At 38.3% G+C, this 19,784-nt stretch carries 18 protein-coding genes and 1 other annotated feature; of the genes, 3 read left to right on the top strand and 15 right to left on the bottom strand.

The window, feature by feature from the left end; all coding sequences use genetic code 11:
• Positions 1–153: 153 nt before the first annotated feature.
• Entirely contained in the window at positions 154–618 is a 465-nt protein-coding gene (locus tag AC4QJR_RS01115; protein WP_496525007.1) for a DinB family protein, read from the bottom strand.
• A gap of 48 nt (positions 619–666) precedes the next feature.
• Positions 667–2,361, bottom strand: a complete 1,695-nt coding sequence (gene argS, locus AC4QJR_RS01110; protein ID WP_496525006.1) for an arginine--tRNA ligase — start codon at positions 2,359–2,361, stop codon at positions 667–669.
• Between the two features lie 53 nt (positions 2,362–2,414).
• Positions 2,415–2,629, bottom strand: a binding site (T-box leader).
• 103 nt (positions 2,630–2,732) lie between these two features.
• On the opposite strand from argS, the gene AC4QJR_RS01105 reads away from it, so the two are divergent.
• Together AC4QJR_RS01105 and AC4QJR_RS01100 are read left to right on the top strand one after the other, a co-directional pair.
• On the top strand, positions 2,733–2,987 hold the full coding sequence (locus AC4QJR_RS01105) for an alpha/beta-type small acid-soluble spore protein (RefSeq protein WP_098576651.1): 255 nt from the start codon (positions 2,733–2,735) through the stop codon (positions 2,985–2,987).
• A gap of 148 nt (positions 2,988–3,135) precedes the next feature.
• On the top strand, positions 3,136–3,408 hold the full coding sequence (locus tag AC4QJR_RS01100; RefSeq protein WP_496525005.1) for a hypothetical protein: 273 nt from the start codon (positions 3,136–3,138) through the stop codon (positions 3,406–3,408).
• A 67-nt stretch (positions 3,409–3,475) separates the two neighbouring features.
• Here the strand turns inward: AC4QJR_RS01100 and AC4QJR_RS01095 are convergent, their stop codons facing one another.
• From AC4QJR_RS01095 to AC4QJR_RS01035, 13 genes are all read right to left on the bottom strand, one after another.
• Positions 3,476–4,048, bottom strand: coding sequence for a TetR/AcrR family transcriptional regulator (locus AC4QJR_RS01095; protein ID WP_496526589.1), 573 nt, complete (start codon positions 4,046–4,048; stop codon positions 3,476–3,478).
• A gap of 221 nt (positions 4,049–4,269) precedes the next feature.
• Positions 4,270–6,174, bottom strand: a complete 1,905-nt coding sequence (locus AC4QJR_RS01090) for an ABC transporter permease (protein ID WP_375377337.1) — start codon at positions 6,172–6,174, stop codon at positions 4,270–4,272.
• Positions 6,149–6,919 carry an ABC transporter ATP-binding protein gene (locus AC4QJR_RS01085; RefSeq protein WP_098576674.1) on the bottom strand — a complete coding sequence of 257 codons (771 nt, stop codon included), beginning with the start codon at positions 6,917–6,919 and terminating at the stop codon, positions 6,149–6,151. Before AC4QJR_RS01085 ends, AC4QJR_RS01090 begins: the two co-directional genes overlap by 26 nt.
• Before the next feature lie 259 nt (positions 6,920–7,178).
• Positions 7,179–8,150: an ATP-binding protein gene (locus AC4QJR_RS01080; protein ID WP_496525004.1), complete on the bottom strand. Its 972-nt coding sequence runs from the start codon at positions 8,148–8,150 to the stop codon at positions 7,179–7,181.
• Positions 8,150–8,848: a response regulator transcription factor gene (locus tag AC4QJR_RS01075; RefSeq protein WP_496525003.1), complete on the bottom strand. Its 699-nt coding sequence runs from the start codon at positions 8,846–8,848 to the stop codon at positions 8,150–8,152. The genes AC4QJR_RS01080 and AC4QJR_RS01075 overlap by 1 nt, the downstream gene beginning before the upstream one ends.
• 114 nt (positions 8,849–8,962) lie before the next feature.
• Positions 8,963–9,880: a class I SAM-dependent methyltransferase gene (locus AC4QJR_RS01070; protein ID WP_496525002.1), complete on the bottom strand. Its 918-nt coding sequence runs from the start codon at positions 9,878–9,880 to the stop codon at positions 8,963–8,965.
• Positions 9,881–10,086: 206 nt separating this feature from the next.
• Positions 10,087–10,572, bottom strand: coding sequence for a CBO0543 family protein (locus AC4QJR_RS01065; protein ID WP_251462712.1), 486 nt, complete (start codon positions 10,570–10,572; stop codon positions 10,087–10,089).
• Between the two features lie 235 nt (positions 10,573–10,807).
• Entirely contained in the window at positions 10,808–12,091 is a 1,284-nt protein-coding gene (locus tag AC4QJR_RS01060) for an SLC13 family permease (protein ID WP_496525001.1), read from the bottom strand.
• A gap of 88 nt (positions 12,092–12,179) precedes the next feature.
• Positions 12,180–13,346, bottom strand: coding sequence for a sialidase family protein (locus tag AC4QJR_RS01055; protein ID WP_496525000.1), 1,167 nt, complete (start codon positions 13,344–13,346; stop codon positions 12,180–12,182).
• Between the two features lie 29 nt (positions 13,347–13,375).
• A complete protein-coding gene (gene pdxA, locus AC4QJR_RS01050) occupies positions 13,376–14,422 on the bottom strand; it encodes a 4-hydroxythreonine-4-phosphate dehydrogenase PdxA (RefSeq protein ID WP_496524999.1) in 1,047 nt (348 codons plus the stop codon).
• Between the two features lie 13 nt (positions 14,423–14,435).
• On the bottom strand, positions 14,436–15,335 hold the full coding sequence (dapA, locus tag AC4QJR_RS01045; RefSeq protein ID WP_496524998.1) for a 4-hydroxy-tetrahydrodipicolinate synthase: 900 nt from the start codon (positions 15,333–15,335) through the stop codon (positions 14,436–14,438).
• A gap of 11 nt (positions 15,336–15,346) precedes the next feature.
• Positions 15,347–16,504: an iron-containing alcohol dehydrogenase gene (locus AC4QJR_RS01040; RefSeq protein ID WP_496524997.1), complete on the bottom strand. Its 1,158-nt coding sequence runs from the start codon at positions 16,502–16,504 to the stop codon at positions 15,347–15,349.
• Positions 16,494–17,738: a four-carbon acid sugar kinase family protein gene (locus AC4QJR_RS01035; protein WP_496524996.1), complete on the bottom strand. Its 1,245-nt coding sequence runs from the start codon at positions 17,736–17,738 to the stop codon at positions 16,494–16,496. Before AC4QJR_RS01035 ends, AC4QJR_RS01040 begins: the two co-directional genes overlap by 11 nt.
• Before the next feature lie 167 nt (positions 17,739–17,905).
• On the opposite strand from AC4QJR_RS01035, the gene AC4QJR_RS01030 reads away from it, so the two are divergent.
• Complete coding sequence (locus AC4QJR_RS01030) at positions 17,906–19,693, top strand: PrpR N-terminal domain-containing protein (protein ID WP_496524995.1); 1,788 nt, start codon at positions 17,906–17,908, stop codon at positions 19,691–19,693.
• Positions 19,694–19,784: the final 91 nt, after the last annotated feature.

The following is a 19,784-nucleotide window of genomic DNA, read 5'->3' as shown; positions in this document are numbered from 1 at the left end:
GACAGATATCCGAATTTCCACAAAAATATCAATGTATCACTACATAGTCTTTTCCTAATCATTCCGATTAATGAAGAAAATTATCCGGTAAAGGTAAAAAAAGCATGGAACCCTTATTAGGACCCCATGCCTTCACACTAATATTTTTACAAACTAATTTACGTTCGCTTTAATGATTCGCTTCATTGCCTGCATTTGTCCTAAATGAATCCCCTCATGGAAAAGCGCAAAATTGGCTAGTTCACCAAAGGTTTCTTGACCAAGGAATGGGGTTTTTAGTCTTTGATTAAAACTCTCCACTGGAATTTCTTTGATTCGCGCTAATTGGTCTTGCAACTGAATGATTAATTCCTGAACGGAGGGAACATCCCCTTCCCAGGCAGCCGGACTCGTTCCTGTGGCAAATAACTGCATATAGCTCGCTGGCAGCTGAGTTGATTTTTTCGGAAAGCCAAACATAAATTGCTCGGCTACTGTGAGAACATGACCCACATGCCAATGGAGCGTATTATTAAATCCATTGGGCTGAATGCCGGCGATCCCTTCTTCTAGATCCCCTACAAAGTTAACAAATTTTCCTCGTGTAAGCTCAAAATGCTTAAATAATAATTCACTCATCTTTTTGCCTCCCTTTCAATTGCTTAGCTGAAGCTCAAATTGATTATCCTACATTTCATCAGGGGCTTCCAATCCTAACAACCGTAACCCCTCTTTTAAAACTTCCGTTACCGCAAAGACTAGCGCTAACCGGCCCTGCTGCTCTGCGCTGTCCTCGAGGATTTTTACTTCCGCATAATATTTATTGAACGCTTGTGCCAGATCAATAATGTATTTTGCCACTTGGGACGGATCGAAGTTGGTACAGGCTCTTTGAACCGCAGGAGCGAATTCCATTAAGAGGCTGGTTACCTTCCATTCCTTCTCCCATGAGTTGGTGTAGGTTGCAGCCTTATACTCAGTCTTCACAGTGGCTTTTCGTAAAATGGAACATGCCCGTGCATAAGTATATTGGACATAAGGACCTGTTTCACCTTCAAAGCGAAGCATCTCTTCTAACGAAAATTCAATATCGTTCATTCGGTTATTCTTTAAGTCATGGAAAATAACCGCGCCAACTCCCACTTGTTTAGCTACCTTATCTTTGTTAGCAAGATTAGGATTTTTCTCTTCAATATTATGTCGAGCCATTGCAATCGATTCATTTAAAACTTCTTCTAATAAAACAACCTTCCCTTTTCTCGTCGACATTTTCTTTCCGTCTTTTAGCATCATGCCAAAGGGAATATGGTGCATTAGTTTCGACCAATCATAACCCATCTTTGATAACACTGCGATTAACTGTTTAAAATGAAGACTTTGTTCATGGCCTACGACATATAAGGATTGAACAAATTGATACTCCTCCTGTCGATAAAGAGCCGCAGCTAAATCACGGGTCGCATACAAGGTGGCCCCATCCGACTTTTTAATAAGGCATGGCGGAAGTTGTTCTTCATTTAGTTCGACCACTTGTGCCTGCTCGGACTCAACGAGTAAATGCTTTTCCTCTAGAAGTTGAACGACGCGATCCATTTTGTCGTTATAAAAGGCCTCACCTGCATATGAATCAAATTCAACGTTCATTAGCTCATATATTCTGGAAAACTCTTTTAATGACTCATCACGGAACCATTTCCAAAGCTCTAATGCTTGCGCGTCTCCGTCTTCCAGTTTCTTAAACCAACTCCGTCCTTGATCTTCAAGAGAAGGGTTGCTCTCGGCTTCTTCATGAAATTTAATATAAAGGGACAATAATTCCTTAATCGGATTTGCTTTAACCTTGTCGGCATCTCCCCATAATTGATAGGCCGTGATTAACTTCCCGAACTGCGTCCCCCAGTCACCCAGATGATTAATTTTAAGGGGTTTATAACCGCATTTCTCTACAATTAGTGCGAGTGAATTGCCGATTACAGTTGAACGCAAGTGCCCCATTGAGAAGGGTTTTGCAATATTAGGAGAGGACATGTCAATCGTGACAGCCCCGCCGTTCCCAAACGTCAGCGCACCATACTTCCCCTTTTGTGTGAGGATATCTTCTACAACTTTTTCGGAAGCTGTCTTTTTGTTTAAAAAGAAATTAAGATATGCCCCAACCACAGTCACTTTTTCAAAAATGGGGGATTGAATTTTTTCACATAATTCTTCGGCAATCAGATTGGGGGATTTTCTTCTTAGCTTCGCTAACGTAAAGCAAGGAAAAGCTAAATCCCCGTGCTCCTGGTTTTTGGGCTTTTCGATCATCAGTTCCAAGTCTTTCAGTGTCATCTCTTGGCCAAGCAAATCAAGTAAGATAGATGCCAGCTCTTGTTTAAAATTCATTTGATTTGACCTCCTATTTTCTTTATAAAAAACAAAAAACTCCCGTCTCTACTAAAAGAGACGAGAGTTTAGAATCCCGCGGTACCACTCTAATTGTTCAATTAAGAACCAGCTTTCCTTTGTAACGGAGGATCCTCCGGCATACCCTACTTTACCTTCAAGCATGCATCTCAAAAGTGCGCTTCATTATCTATTCTGTTTCAGGCTCACACCACCCCTGAATCGCTGGACCATCATAGATAACTACTCTCTTTTTCATTGATTTTTTCCGAATTTATTATCAGTTATTATACTGGATTAATATGGGTTTTTCCAGTGATTATTGATTATTTTTTACATTCGGGAAATCCTAACGTAAAGGAGGGATTTTAATGGCGAGAAGAAGAAATAAAATCCTTGTTCCAGAGGCGCGAACTGGCTTAGATGCGTTGAAGGCGAAAGTCGCAAATACCGGTAACCCGGAGGATGCGAAATTTGAAGCAGCACAAGAGGTGGGGGTTCCATTGAAAAAAGGTTATAACGGCCAACTCACCTCAGAGCAGGCAGGGAAAGTAGGCGGCCGGCTGGGCGGCAGCATGGTCCGCGAATTGGTAAAGATGGCACAAGAAAACCTAGCAAAGAAATAATGCCCGGGGTCAAATTTATTTGGCCCCTTTTCCAATCTGAGTGTCTAATACAGAAGTCAATACACAAAATTTAAAAAATAAAATTTTCAAAAAAAGTTTGACAATTCTGTGACAATTGATAGAATATTCTTACAGGGAGTTGATGATGATGCAGGAAAAACACTTAAAGAGTATTTTTACATTTAAGAAAACAGCTATCTTCGGAAGCAGTTTAGGAATCATTCTCATTTTGTTCGGTCAATTTGTAAACGGTTACAACACTGCGTATTTTTTAACCGCACTTGGATTTGGAATCCTCGCTGGTTCCGTAGTCAATTACCTTTTCGGAACTTTTTTAAGTTTAATGGAAGAATTCACTGGCAACCGTAAGAATGCACCAAAAATGGCCGCTGCTTCAAAGAATCTTTATCTTATAAAATAAGTATACGGAGCGCCACACTAGTGACGCCCCATAGCTAAAGACTTGTATGGATACAGACAAGTCTTTTTTATGTGGACAGACCTTTTACTAAAAACACCTTCATAATTTCCGCAATTTGTTCAGAGCTTAACGGCTGATGATGCTTCTCCCAGTCTGAAACTAAAGCAATATACATTTTTAACAACAGAAAGCTAGTGATTTCAGTATTGGCTGCCGGGATGGCCCCTTTCATGATGGCCGCATCGATTTTCAGCTTTAAGTAAGCAATAATTTCATCCTCCACATGCTGCAGCATTTCTGAAACCGCTAAAGTCCCCATTTCCGTTTCCTCTTGCACCATCTTGATCATCAATTGGTGCTGGGAGCGAAATTCTAATAAACGATAAAGCGCCCGATGCACGTTTTCAGTAAAGGGTAAATCTGGTTGGATAACTGATTCTGCTTCCGCAATCATTTCCTTTACCAAAGTGGAAATAATCTCTTCGAATAATTCTTCTTTATTTTTAAAAAAGGTGTAAATCGTCCCTTTCCCTACATTGGCCAACTTTGCGACTTGATCCATTGTTGTTGCTTTATAGCCAAACAAGGAGAAGGATTTCGTTGCTGCTTCTACAATCAGCTTTCTTCGATCGGTTGCCATGTCAACCTCCACTGACCATTTTAGTTTTTCGGTCATTTTCTTCAAATATACCATAAGTTCCATTCTACTTCAATCTCTCCATTAACATGCAGACAGACTCCTAAATCAGGAAATTGCGGATCGATTAAATATAGAAAATTTCCCTTATTCATTATAGAATAAATAGATCGAATTATATTTAACAAAACCCATCTAATTTATAGAATCAGATGGGTTTTGTTCTAAATTAATGATTTTTTCAGGTTCCGTAAATATCGGTAGCGAATCAAAAAGAAATAAATGAATTGTGCCAGTAAGAAACCAGCTAGAACGATAATCATGTCTTTTGCGATCGATAATTTATAAAAGCTTTGTAATGCCATAAAGGCGAACCCACTATGAACAAAGGCTACTACAATTGGCACGAAAAAAAGCAAGGCCAGCTGCTGAGTAACAATTTTATTTAGTTCACGATCGGTTAATCCTACCTTTGTAATGGTCAGATATTGGCGCCTGTCGTAATCCAAATCTGCATAAAGCCTGAAATATAGAAAGCTTCCTGCCGCGATAAAGAATACTGCACCAATTAATAAAGCAACGAATAACATCATCTTATACATACCCATTTGTAGTTCGTATAAAGTTCCGCTGACCGTGATCGAGTAAGGAACATGTTCTAACGACATAGAGGTACCGTTCCTGACTAGATTTTCTGCCATCCCTGTTGTTTTTTTTAGTTCCTTTGTGTAAAAGCCCGTAAAGGTTTCGGTATTCACGGGTGTAAGCCTGTCAAACAACCCATCACCGACCACGATCCCCTGACCATGAAGCAACTGGTTGGGAAAAACGATGTGTTTAGTGGGCTGGTCATGAGTAAGTCTTATCTGATCCTGTTTTAAGGTATGGGTTACTTCTTCCAAGTTACTAAAAATCGATGTACGCATTTCTAGCGTTTCATTTCCGACAAGCCGCTTTTCATCAAATTCGTAACCAGCTGCTGCTGCAATTTTTTTATAATCCGAGAAAGAAACGACCGGGATTTTTTCTCGTGCATATTTATCTGTTGAAGAAGCAACAGCTACGTATTTAATCAGGATCTGATTCGTTGTGTAATTGATATTCTTTTCCTTTAATTCCGCTTCAATTTGCTGTAAATTTTGCTGGTGAACTGGTTGATCATCTTTTGCAAGATAACTAATTTCAGCGGGAAATTCTACGTCGAGTTGTTTAATCATTACATTCATCGAGGCAAGCGTCCCTACCGCACAAAATGCCACCGTTGAAACAATCGTTACCATGAAAAACATCCGTGCATTATCCTTCAAACGATAGGCCAGACTGGAGAACGTCACTAAATTCGTTTTTTTCCAATACAAGAAACGATTTTTTTGAAGTAGTTTTGTAACCCATACCGATAGCTGAGTATAGAAAAAGTAGGTGCCAACAATTGTCATTCCAATTACAGGCAGAACTCTGAAAATTAATGTCAGCATGGTTGCTGTTGCGGCTAAATAATAACTGACTATGAGCAAAATTGCTGAGAAAATTGATAAGAAGACCGATACCTTGGGTTCTTTTTTCGGCTTTTCCCCTGCCTGAAATAAATCAATTAATTTATTTACTCTGACAAGAATGGTTGTAAATAACGATATACAAAGGAAAAGGATTAAAAAGGCGCCGACAGTGAGCAAGAGTGCTTTTTCAGAAAAATAAAATGACAAGGGGGGAATTCCAATCATTTTGGAGCCAATCATAAGAAAGAGTTTCCCCGTAATCATTCCAGCCCCAATTCCTATAATAATCGCTCCAACCCCAATTATCATATTCTCTAAAAACACCATAAGATTTAACTGGCCCTTTGTCATGCCATGCATCATTAAAATTCCAAATTCACGTTTCCGTGATTTTAGAAACGTGCTGACAGAGTATAGTACAAACAGGAAGGAAAACACGTACATAATTACTTCAGCAGCCGTCATTAATTCAACAGCAAGCGCCGAAGTTACACCCTTTTTAATATCTGGATGAAAGATATATAGGGCGTAAATAAAAAAGATCATGACCGAAAAAGCACTGCTTAAGAAGTAGGCTGCGTAGGTCCGTTTATTACGGACCACATTTCTATAAACGAACTGTGGAAAGGTCACGGCTGTCCCCTCCTAACAACGCAAGCATATCAATAATCTTTTGGAAGAATGCCTGGCGGTTATCACCGCGGTAGATTTCGTTATATAGTTGTCCATCCTTAATAAAAATGACACGGTGACAATAGCTTGCGGCGACAGCATCGTGTGTGACCATTAATGTGGTAGCGCCATCTTCCTTGTTGATTGCAGTCAGTGTCTCCATGACATCCTTTGCTGATTTTGAATCCAGGTTCCCTGTTGGTTCATCCGCCAAAATAAGCGCTGGCTGATGAATGATGGCACGGGCGATGGCCGTCCGCTGCATTTGACCGCCTGAAATTTCATAGGTGCGTTTTTTCAGGATTGGGTCAATCCCTAATTTCTTTGCTACCTGATTGAGTTTTTGGTCCATTTCCTTCACACTTTCACCATCAAGTGTGAGCGGTAGAACGATATTTTCCTCTACAGTTAACGTATCTAGTAAATTAAAATGCTGAAAAACAAACCCTAGCTCATGGCGTCTAAATAGCGCAGTTTCCTTTCGATTGAGCACATGGGGGTTTTTCCCATTTATAAAGATGTCCCCGGCAGTTGGCCGGTCGATTGTGGCAATAAGGTTCAAGAGTGTGGTTTTCCCACTACCAGACGGCCCCATGATTCCAACAAATTCACCCTTTTCAACCGTAAAATTTATATTTTCAATGGCTTTATGCGCCACTTTCCCCTCATAAATCTTTTCTAAATGTCTCACATCTAAAATCGACATCCAATTTCACTCCCTGTTTTATTCGTACCCTCATTTTACCTAGATATCAGCCCCCGCTTCCATGTCGTAAACTTACAACTATCTTACACAATTGTAAGGTTGAAAAAATTGTGCAGTAAGATAGATAACCATCCATCCGAGCGTCCGCCCCAAAAGGACAAAACAGGAAAGTGTCCACAGACGGTGCCTGACACCATAAATGACACCATAAATTGAATCCATAAATTGATACCATTAATGGCATCAAAAAAAAACGCCATTAGAAAATAATGCGCACGGTGGTTCCTTGATTGACGATGGATTCGATTTCGATGTAATGACCGAGTTTTTCACAGATTTGCTTGGTGAGATGGAGGCCCATTCCGGTCGATTCTTGAAAGTTGCGGCCATTTTCACCTGTAAAGTAGGGATCAAAGACACGGGGTAAGTCGCTTTGGGGAATCCCGACTCCTTCATCACGGATTTCTAAAACAGTATTTATTCCACGCTTATAGCCATGAAAGTATATTTTACGATTCTCCTCAACGGTATAGCGCAGGGCATTGGTCATCAACTGGGTAATGGCAAAGGACAACCATTTTTCATCTGATGCCACTTGAAGACCCCCATCGATTTCTATCACTGGGAACACTCGCTTCCGAATAAATAAGCGTTTCTGGCTGGATGTCACAGATCTGGCAACGGTTTGCAAATTTAGGGTCTCCACATAAAAGTCGCGTTCAAAAGTATCTAAACGTGCTGTGTATAAAACCATATCCAACCCCTTTTTAAGACGATCCAACTCATCCCTAATTGCGCTGGAACGGGAATCATCCTCATCCTGGACAATTAAATGAATAACAGACAAAGGGGTCTTCATTTGATGCACCCATTGATTGATAAACTGAATATGCCCCTCCAGTTTGTATTTATAATTATGAATGTCTGTTTTATAGTGACGGAATTGGCTTTTCAAAAGCTGTTGTAAGCCCTCCGCCAGTGGGCTTTGCTGTACATTGCTTGTAAAATCCTCCATGGAGGTCAGCTGTTTTTCCATCCGCTGGTAGAACGAGCGATTCGTGATGTATCGAAAAAAGAGATAACCAATTAGAAGGCATGTACTTAGGAATGCCGCATAAAGACTTATCGATAAATGACGATAGCCGTCAAGCCAATAAATGCCCGTTATCACGACTAATTGAAGAAAATAAAAGAGAATCAATGCCAGCTGTTCCCGAAAAAAAAGCCTCATCACACATGCCTCCAATTCGGAACGAGCCGATACCCTTGACCGCGGATCGTTTGAAGGGCATCATCAATAGACAATGCAGCTAATTTTTTCCGAACACGTGTTACGTACACATTCAAAGTATTATCATCCACAAAAGCTTGATCGTCCCAAATTTTTTCTAAAAGCCTGTCACGGCTGACGACACGTTCTACTTTTTTCATTAGTTCATTTAAAATTTTTGCTTCCGTATGGCTCAGGTCAATTTCCTGTTTATTTAAAGTTAGCCGCAGCCGTTCCACATCCAAGATTAATCCTTCCACTGAGGTCGTCCGCTCATTATTCGCACTAGCATAAGTTCCATAAGCTCTTCGCAGGTGACTATTTATTTTCGCCGTAACAATTTCATAATCAAAAGGTTTCGTGATATAATCATCCGCTCCATTTTCTAGTGCCATCACTTGGTCCATCTTTCCTTCTCGAGCAGAAATAAAGAGAATTGGACAAGTTGAAACACTGCGAATTTGCCGGCACCAATAGTAACCATCATATTTTTGCAAATTCACATCCAATAAAACGAGGTGTGGTTCAAATTTCTCAAATTCCCCACGGACCGCATCAAACTTTTCAACGGACTTTGTATCATACCCGAATTTATGTAAATGCTCTTTCAGCAAGTTCACCAATTGTTTGTCATCTTCAATTATAAAAATTTTAAACATGATAATACTCCTTCCCTATACTCCTCCTTGATTGTATCAAATGGCCGCAAAAAAATGGAAATAACAGCAAAAAACACCGCTAGGGAGCTCAGAGCGGTGCTTGGCAAATCATAACTATTTACTCACAACGAGATGAGCAAAATGAAAATGCTCAAAGGCATGTAATCCATCTTCTCTTCCCTTAAAATACATCTCCTCAATATTAGCTGGAGAGAGATTTTCATAGAGTAACATCTGGCAGTCCTGGAGCTCCAAGTCCAGTTCAAACGGATCGTAGCCGGTAATCATCGGTTCACCCGTTTGGGCGGTAATTTGTCTCATTCGGGTTAGTTTCTTAGAGGCTAGTCTTTCATTAAAAGCAGTATCATCGAGGTAGTCAAAGATAAATGAACTCCCGTTTGCGGACATTTCCGCCACAGAAGATAGTAATTGGCAGAACTCCTTTTTAGCTAGGTACATGACCACGCCCAGCAGGCTAAAATAAGTATATTGTTGTTCATCAAAGCCGCTTTTCTTCAGTTCTGCACGAAGAGAATCACTTTTAAAATCTACAGGGATGAATCTAACATTTCTGGGAATATCCATACCGATTTCCTGGAGACGTTTTATCTTAAAATCTTGGGTTGCAGGATGATCAACCTCATAAATAATAAAATCCTCTGGAAGCTTTTCTTGCCTTAAAGCAAAGGTATCGAAACCCGCTCCGAGAATGACATACTGTTTAAACCCACGTTCGATTGCAGACCTAAGTCCATCTTCTGCATATCTTGACCGGCTGACTAATTGGGGAATGGTCTGGTTGTTCATCACCCACATTAGCTTTTCATCAAAGGTTTCCAATGTTTCGCTTTTTTCTTGATCAAAGAAGGCAATTGCGTTAGCCCAGTTGGTGGCGATCAACTGTTTTTCTTCTTCATTTAAGAGTGAATGAGCAATAAAGTCATTAAAAATCGGATCTATGCTGGTAGATGCATGATAACCCCTGGCAAAGCAACTAACTATTGCGGTCAAGCTTTCCTTCCTAGTTTGCAAACAGGTTCCCCCTTCATAATCCCTTATTAACGCAGAAAAACTCCTAACAGAGCTCTGCTAGGAGTTTATTTTATGATAGAGACATACCTATTGTCAATAAATTAATATTATACCACAAATCAATTGATTTGTCAACTAAAATTTAACCTGAATAATAAAAAACATCCGGTCCGCAACTTTTCATTCGACCACCGTGATTACCCCTATTATTCAATTACCTTTTGATTTCCCTTTAATTTATCCAATATTTTCAGTAATCCAACAAAACCTCTAATTGTAAACAATGTAAAATTTACACTGCCAAAAGTATGGAAGACTGTCCATTTTCTCCATTTAAATAGCTTTGTATTCCTTTCCATATACCATTGACCAATACTCATAGGAACACTAAAAATCAAACTTTTCAATAGTATTTTCCAAAATTTATCTTTGTAAGAAATCTTGACCCAGATCACACTTAAAATCGGGAAAAATAGTATGTCATAAATAATGTTCGTTTTAAAAATCTTCGGAAATGGACGAACTGGATATGCAACTCTTTTTGTTCCAACTACATACGCATCAATAAGAGTAGCTAATACTCCTTTTGAGAAAAAAATGACGAGAGTTTCTCTCATTTTTGATCCTTTAAATAGAAATGGCAAGGAAATAAAGCATAAAGATGTAAGTAAATTTAAGAGTTTTTTCTCCATATTAAGCATCCTTCCAAAGAAATTATGATTGACTATATTAAAATATCCTATTTTGATTAATATTATCCTTTGAAAAAATTTAAATAATTACCTGTAAGTAATTATGACTTATTGGGCAGCATTTTTTTATCTTAATTTTGTCTGTAATATCATAAAAAAAAGGCTCAATCCCGTTAAGTTCTCTGGATTGAGTCTCGGATTTAAAATTATTAATGCTGTTCCTTCTATCACTTCATCAGTTTACAGGGAATATAAGCATTGCACCTGCACACAGTACAATAATACGGATTAGGTACATAGGTACGGAGAACAACCAGAACTGCGGAAGTTTATATTTACCCATGCCTAAAATCATCGCGGGCATACCATCGATTGGCATGTATCCGCCGTTCCATCCAGATACGACAACGGTAACTGCGGCAGCAACAGGATTAAGTCCCAAACTAAGGCTGGTTGCAATAGCGATTGGCGCAAAGATGAAGACAGAACCCATATTTGAACCAGTAAATGTAGCACAGGTACTGGTAAGAAGTGCGAAAATTAAGATAAGAATGAATGGACTGATATTAGTACCTAATGAATCTGCCACAACTTTTCCGATCATAGCTGTAAATCCAGAGTTAGCCAGAGCGTCCGCAACGCCGATCACACCAGCCATCATTAGGATTACAGGTGCACCCATATTGTCGCGAGCTTCCTTGAAGTCAAGTACATTCATAAATAGTAAGATTGCTCCTGCAAGACCAGGGATTACAAATGAAGCATTACCTAATTGGTTCATTAGCATCATACCAATAACACTAAGGACAAATAGAACGATGGTAGTGTATTCTTTCCATGCAGGCAAAGCCGCAAACTCAGCCGTAGCAGCTGCCTCATCCATGACGGAATCTTCGGAAATTGGATGATCTGGCAGAAGACGATAAGCAATCAAACTCCATACCAAGAAACCAAGAGCCAGGATGAAATTCACTACAGCGAATTTCGTCATAGAAAGCCCGCCATGATAACCTGCCGTTTCCAGTACGCTGACAGTAACACCATAGAAAAGTGCTACATTGAAAGGAATCAAAGGGTGGTTTGTCGCAAACCCCAAAGGCATCATCAGTTTAGACGTAGGCATTTTTTTATTGTAAGGGATCGTAGATATTAAGGATAAAATGAGTACATAGTAACCAGTGGCACCGGCACCTGGTAAGCTGGCACCAAGCATAACGACCACAAGCAATAGAGCATAGCTCTTATAACCGCCCTTATTTACCAAAGCAAGCATAGAGGCCTGAACCTTACCAATCAGGCTAGTCTTCATTAATGCCGCCATCACAACCATAAAGCCGGCAATCATGATAACACTTGGGTTCACGAAGCCTGCGAAGGCCTCTTGGACAGTAGACAAACCGGTGGCTACTAGCAGAAGGCAGGCTAGGATTGGTGGTGCACCGAAGGCCATCTTGTCTGACATAATCAATCCAATCATCAGGATCAAGATACCAAGGGCAAGAATCATGTGCAATGTCATATCTTATTTCTCCTCTCTTAATAACCAAGTAAACTGATATTTTGTTAAATTGGTTTTATCCCCAAGCGTTCCGGTGGTAACTTACGATCTAGCTGATTTCTCCAGATGTAGGATTGTAAACCCCTTCATTTTCACGTTTTTCACCATAGATATCTTCAACTGAAAAACTATTATATTTTACACATATTCTATTCTTATATGCGTACACTAAATGCAATCGTCTTTCCTCATCTTGATAAATAGTAGGATATTCAAATTGTGAATTATTCGTTTTATTCTCTGCCCCAATGAAACCTTCTGCGTGTTCAATAATCCGGCCGATTGGCCAAGTATGTCCGCCATCTTCTGACACTGAAACCACTACCGGATTTCTCAATCCAGGCCATGCTACTTTCCCTTTTTCAGGATTATTTGCAGCGTTTGCATTATAGGCAATGGCAATGGCACCGTTATCCAATTTGATTGCACTTATACTAGCATTATTATTTGGTAAGGTTGTTGGTTCAGGCGCTGTCCATGAGTCTCCATTATCTGTTGACTCGCTTCTATAGATATAATCCGCAAATCTACTTCTCATAAATGCTACTAAATGACCATCCTCTAATTCGACCACATTGGCATGCACTCGTCCGTTACTATCAGGCATGCGAACTTCTTTCCATGTCAGTCCTTCATCATCTGATACTTGAAATACGGTAGGATCGTTTGTCAGACCTAATTCTGAATCTTCACAGATCCATGTGCTAAAGATCCATCTGCCATTACTTAATACTTGAATCGCTTGTCGAACAAATGTACCAGGCTGGCTAAATAATACTTCCGGTTCTGTCCAAGTTTCACCATTGTCGTATGTTTTCTGATATTTAATAATAGACGTAAACTGCATATTATCTTTACCTGGTTGTCTACCCTCCTGAGAAGTATAGATTAACCAAATGGATTTATCAGGAGCTTGGAAGAATGATGGGTTTTGCTCACTGCGCGTATCATCCTGCGAGACAATTTTCGGTTCATTCCACTCTAGGGTTTCATGGTTAAATTTCGATAAGACAATAGAAATATCGGGACTGCCTTCAAATGAACCTGCAAACCATGCACATAATAAATCTCCGTCGTCTAACTTAATAATCGTTGGTGCATGTGCGGTTGAAAAAGGACCAGATGGAATTAATGAAAAATCAATATTTGTATAATCATCATGAACTAATTTACCGTTTGGAATCGACCTGTTAATGACTAATGTATTGTTACCCATACGAATCACCCTATCTTTCTATTAAATTTCTATCTAATTGCCGCTTCTTTATTTGCATTATTTGCTAGCTGGACCGCGTAATCAATAGCATTTTCAAGACTAAGTTCACTCGCCGTCATCTTACCTGCTTGGTCGAATGCTGTTCCATGATCCACTGAGGTTCGGATAATTGGCAATCCTAATGTAATATTTACTCCAGAAACCTCTTTCCATTTGTTTTCTTCTTTATCAAATACAAACCCTAAAAGTTTTAATGGGATATGTCCTTGGTCATGGTACATGGTTACAACGATATCATACATTCCACCACGAGCTTTTGAGAATACGGTATCTGCTGGTAAAGGTCCGAATACATTAACCCCTTCACTTTTAGCTGCTTCAATCGCAGGGATGATTTCGTCAATTTCTTCCGTACCAAACAATCCATTTTCTCCACAATGTGGATTTAAACCCGCCACAGCAATCCTTGGATTTTCGATCCCCAAGTTTACACAAGCATGATGAGCAATGTTTATTACATCTAACACTCTCTCTTTTTTAACTAAATCGCAGGCTTGTCTCAAAGAAACATGCGTTGAAACGTGAACCACTCTTAAATCACCATCAGCTAACATCATAGAAAATTTATTCGTATTTGTAAGCTGTCCATAAATTTCAGTATGACCGGCAAAGTGATGTCCCGCTAAGTTTAACGCTTCTTTATTTAATGGATTCGTAACGGTCGCATCTACTTTCCCTTCAAGGGCTAATTCAATGACTTTTTCCACATAGAGATAGGCTGCATTTCCTGCCTCTTTAGACACCTCACCAATCTGTAATTCATTTGCATCGACAGAAGCTAAGTCAATGACATCGATTGTTCCCCATTCATACAATCCATCTTCCGGTGTAGTTATAGCATTTACTTTCAACTGAATCTCCGGGAATTTCTCTAAATAGCTCTCGACAATACTTTTATCTCCAACTAGTAAGGGGTTACATTTTTCATATAAGCCTTTCTTTTGAAAAGCTTTGATTGAAATTTCAGGTCCGATACCTGCAGGATCACCCATTGTTACTCCGATAATTTTTTTCATAATGCCCTCCTAACTACTTCATTCCCAATTCGATATTTTCATTTAATACTGATTTTAATGCTGTAATTCCTTCATCAGACACTTGGTTGAATGGTGCACGGCACTTCCCAACCGGATAGCCTAGCAGTTCAACAGCCGTTTTAACCACAGTATTGGGATTTGCAAATTTAAAACAATCTCTGAAACTTCTGATAGAATCCTGGTATTTACGCGCTTCTTCGATATTCCCATTGACAAATTGTTCGTATATTTGTGCCATAGTAAACGGATAAACATTCGAACATCCTGCAATACCGCCAGTTCCACCGGCAAGTAACGTCCATAATATTAATGAATCATTACCTGATAGCACCGAAAAGTCTTCTCTATTTCTTGTTCTTTCAATATATTGAAGGATATTATCAAAGTTGCCGCTGCTATCTTTGACACCCACAATATTGTCAATCTGACTTAGTTTTTCAACAGTCGCAGGTTGGATAGAATTACCCGTTCTAGCTGGAATATTGTATAAAACAATGGGCATATCAACGGCTTCAGCAACTGTTTTAAAATGATGATAGATCTCTTCTTGAGTGGCTGTTGCAAAATAGGGTGTAATGATGGATAAGTAGTCTACACCAACACGCTTAGCCTCTAGCGATAAGCGAATGGTATCTTGTGTTCCAACTAATCCTGTGGATGCATAGACAGGGACCCTTCCTGCAACAGTTTTAACTACTGTTTCCATGACTTTCACTTTTTCTTCTTCACTTAAAATATACCCTTCACCATTTGTACCAAATGTAAAAATACCATGAACCCCACTCTCAATAACTCTATTCACCTGATTTACGAGCTCTTCATAGTTAACTTCTTCATTGTCATACATGGGTGTAACAATGGGTGAAATAATTCCTTGTAATTTGTTTTTCACATGAATCACTCCTACATAATTTCTAGATAAATTTTACGAGCATCTTCTGGTGTTACTTCTCTCCTATTATTCACAAGCAATCGTTGAACTTCCATTCCAGCCTCAACCAATCCTTCAAGATCTTCCTCCGGCACATTGAAAGCTTTTAAGCTAGTTGGAATTTCAAGTGTTTTCACGATGTTTTCGATGGAATCAATGATAAATTTTGACTTTTCATTTACCGTCAATTCTTCATTTTTTTCCTTTACCACTCGATCATACGCTTTCGCTAAGAGGTCAATAATAACCGGCTCATTAAACTTCATAACTGGTGTTAGCAGAATGGCGTTAGAAACACCATGAGCAATATGATATTTTCCACCTAAAGGATAGGACAAGGCATGAACCGCAGTAGTCCCTGAAGATGTAATCGCTACCCCAGCATAGAACGAACCTAATAACATGTTACGCTTCGCTTCAAGTGCATCTGGGTTTGTGCAAGCTTCAATAATGTTATTCATAATTAAATCTAATGCCTCTAATGCAAAGGTATCACTGATTGGGTTCGCCTTTTTTGAAGTAAAGCATTCGATCGCATGTGCTAGAGCATCAATGCCTGTGGCAGCAGCAATCGGTTTAGGTAAATTTTTTATCATGTTGCTATCTAAAATAACGTGATCAGCAATTAATTCACCATTGACAATACCAACTTTTAAATTCTTTTCAGGTACACCTACAATGCTATTAGGGGTTGCTTCAGACCCTGTACCAGCTGTGGTAGGAATCATTAATGATGTCACTTGTTTTTTAGCTGCTAACGGATCCTCTAGTAAATCTTTTACCGTATAATCATCAGTAGATAAAACGGATGCTAATTTAGCGATATCCATCACACTTCCGCCGCCAACTGCAATGATAAAATCAGCGTTCAATGCTTTAAAATGCTCAACAACCTCTTGGGCCTCTGTGTAAGATGGCTCTGTTGGTATATCCGATAAGATTTCGTACTCGATATGATTCTTTTCGATAATACTGATGACTTCGTCTAGCAATCCAACTTTAAGGATGCCTTTATCTGTAAAGATCGCGATTTTTGTCACGCCGTCTTTGATAAGGGTATGGAGGTTTTGCATAGCATCTGAACCTGCAAACACATTTGTTGGCATTTTTAAATTATAATTATTTAACATAATACACATCTCCTTTTTCACTAATCAATGCATGTAATTTAACAAATAGATCTTCATCACCAAACCCGCCAGATTTAGTAATGACATAATGTTTTTCATCCTTAAAATCAATACTTCCATAAACAATTCCAGGGAATAATTCTTTCAGAGGTTTAATTTCAGTAATCCCGAATACCTTCATCGATTGATATAATGTATCTCCGCCTGTAAATAAGATTGTTCTTTTCATACCATTTGACATAAGCTTCTTTACTAAGTATCCGAGTGACTGTCCAATCCGAAATCTTAGTTCATTTCCTTGATCGGGCAGTTGATTGATTTCATCTGTCGATACCTTCCCAAATGTTTCAAACATGAGAGGTTGTTCCATGTTTAAATATTGAAGGATATTTTTTTGCCCGTTTACTGTATCCCAATATTGTTTATCCCAAAGCTGCTCTAGCGTTAACGATATTCGTTCGAATCCATTTACTTCCGCAAATGCAATTTGCTTTTTAGTTACTGGATTCACACTTCCACTAACAATGAATAATGGTAGTTCCATACTGTTTTGTGTGGTGTCCCTATTTTTATAGATGATCTTGGCTAATGCTTTAGCAAACCCGGCACACCCCACCGTGATCTTTAATGCATCATTCAGTAATAGCTCATACCCTTGAGATAACATCTCCACATCCGAGTGACTTTCTATTAACATAATTCTTTCTTTTTTGGGAGGAATGTCATATTTTTTTGTAATATACGTTTTTAAGTCTGCTTCTTTCAGTAGAAGAGATGGGATGTGGCTTTCCGTTACCGGTTCGTACGGATCTTGTCCAAAAACGCTTTCATTTACTGGAATGGAATCAATAAGTAATATTCCTTCACAACTAAAGCGATTTTGTTCTGGATACGCCGGAAGAAAAGGAATACATACATCCTCGAAAACATCACTCAACGCTCTTAACTCAGAAGCCACATTTCCTCTTAAGGCGGAATCCACTTTTTTAAATATATATGGAATATTTTCCTCTTTGGCTTTTAAGGCGATCTTCTTAATCACTTCATATGCTTCAGATTTATTCAAATATCTTGTTTCAGTATTGAAGACAAGTACTTCTAACTGATCTGTAGATTCACCAAATTCAAACTCTAAGTCAGAGGTCACTACAGTTTTCACACCATAATTAGAGAACTGAACTCCAGTATCAAGTGCCCCCGTAAAATCGTCAGCCATTATAAGTACCCTAATCATATGTTCACCACCTACTTTATAATTGAATTATAGATTTATAAGCTGTCTAAAAAAATATGATAACGATTAATATTGTTACATTTTGAAACTTTTATAGTGAAAACGTTACCAGTTTTCAAAGATTCGTGATAAACTGTTTAAAAATGAAACGCACAAGGGGAATATACATGCAAAATATAACAAAAATCCTTGGTATCGCACCTTACGAAGAGTTAAGAAAATCAATGGAAAATGTAGGATCTACTTTCTCTAACATTTTGCTAAATACGTATACTGGTGATTTACAAGAAGGAAAAAATCTAGCCCTGGAGGTGATTCATAACGATTACGATATTGTCATATCAAGAGGAGGAACAGCTGAGTTAATTAGGAAGAATATATCTATACCGGTTATAGATGTTTCAATATCTGTATATGACATTCTAGGTGCGATCAAACTAGCAAATAACTACACTTCTAAATTCGCGATTGTAGGCTATTCAAGTATTACGGAAACGGCACATTTAATTTGTGACATATTAGACTACTCTGTGGAAATATACACGATAGATGATTCAAGTGATAAATTAGGTCTGCTAAAATCACTGGGGAAAAAGGGGATTAAATTAGTTCTTTGTGATGCCATAACGAATAAACTAGCACTAGAAATTTCTTTAAATACCATCCTTATTACATCAGGAAGTGAAAGTATTAGACGTACATTCGAACAAGCAATAGAGTTAAATACGCATCTTCAAAAATTAAAATTAAAAAATAACTTACTCACAGAAGCTATTGAACATTTTAAAACGGACTGTTTAATTTTATCCAGTCAGTTTGAATTGATTTACTCCAGTTTAAATACAGAAATTAATGACTCCATCTATAATTATTTGCTTTATAAAAAAGAGACTGCTCCATTTAATGAATCACAAACCTTTTATCATTCAGTAAACAACACTCTATATAACTTAAAAGTAAATAGTTCAAATAAGGCAAATGATATTTTTTATATTGTCACTGTCCAAAAATCTGTCACACCTGTCATGAATTCTAAATTCGGTGTCACCTATGAAGATAAGTCAGAAGTGGAACAACAATTAAATAATAACTTATATAAAAATCCTATTATCACCGATGAGATTAAGGATAAAATTAAACAAATGGATTCAAATAATTCGCCTATTATATTACTAGGAGAAAGAGGCACAGGAAAATATATAGTCTCGCAAAGCCTATTCACCAGTCAAAATAATAACAATCATACAATGGTAACGATTAATTCTAACTTACTAAATGATACAATGTGGAAACATCTTTTAAACACTAGTAACGGCCCTTTCCTTGAAGTCGGCAATACCATCCAGTTTAATCACTTTGATAAAATTTCAAATGAAAACTTTGAAAAGTTAATGACTATTATTGAATCTACTAACTTACACATAAATAATCGTCTGATCTTTATTTGCGAAAAAACATCTGAGGGTATTACATCAGAGTCCTATAAAGAATTAATGAATCGAATGAATTCGATAAGTTTTCTTCTACCTACCTTACGAGAAAGAAAAAATGAAATATCAGCTATATTGACGATGTTTTTAAATAAGGTAAATATTGAAAACAATACGGATATTATCGGGTACGAACCTAGTGCTCTGGCTACTCTTTCGCAATACAATTGGCCAGGTAATTTCATACAATTAAAACATGTTCTAACCGAATTAGTTTACCTATCTAAGTCGCTCTATATAACTAGTAATAATGTTAATAGTATTTTGGGTACACAAAAAATGGTTGAAACGATTTCTTACTCAGAAGATGGGATGAATGTTCCATTTAACAGCAGTAAAACATTACATGAATTTAGTCTGGATATCATCAAGCAAGTACTTGACCAGCATAACGGCAACCAAACCTTAACAGCTGAGCAGCTTGGCATCAGTCGAACAACGTTATGGAGATACTTAAATAAATAAAAAAGCCTCTTATAGATGGATGAACCATGCTAGCAAAACTAGCATGGTTTTTTCTAATATCCTTCGGCCATTGAACTATCCTCACCCATTT

The sequence above is a fragment of the Neobacillus sp. BP17 genome, from assembly GCF_059579525.1.
This window is presented reverse-complemented; position numbering and strand designations above follow the sequence as displayed.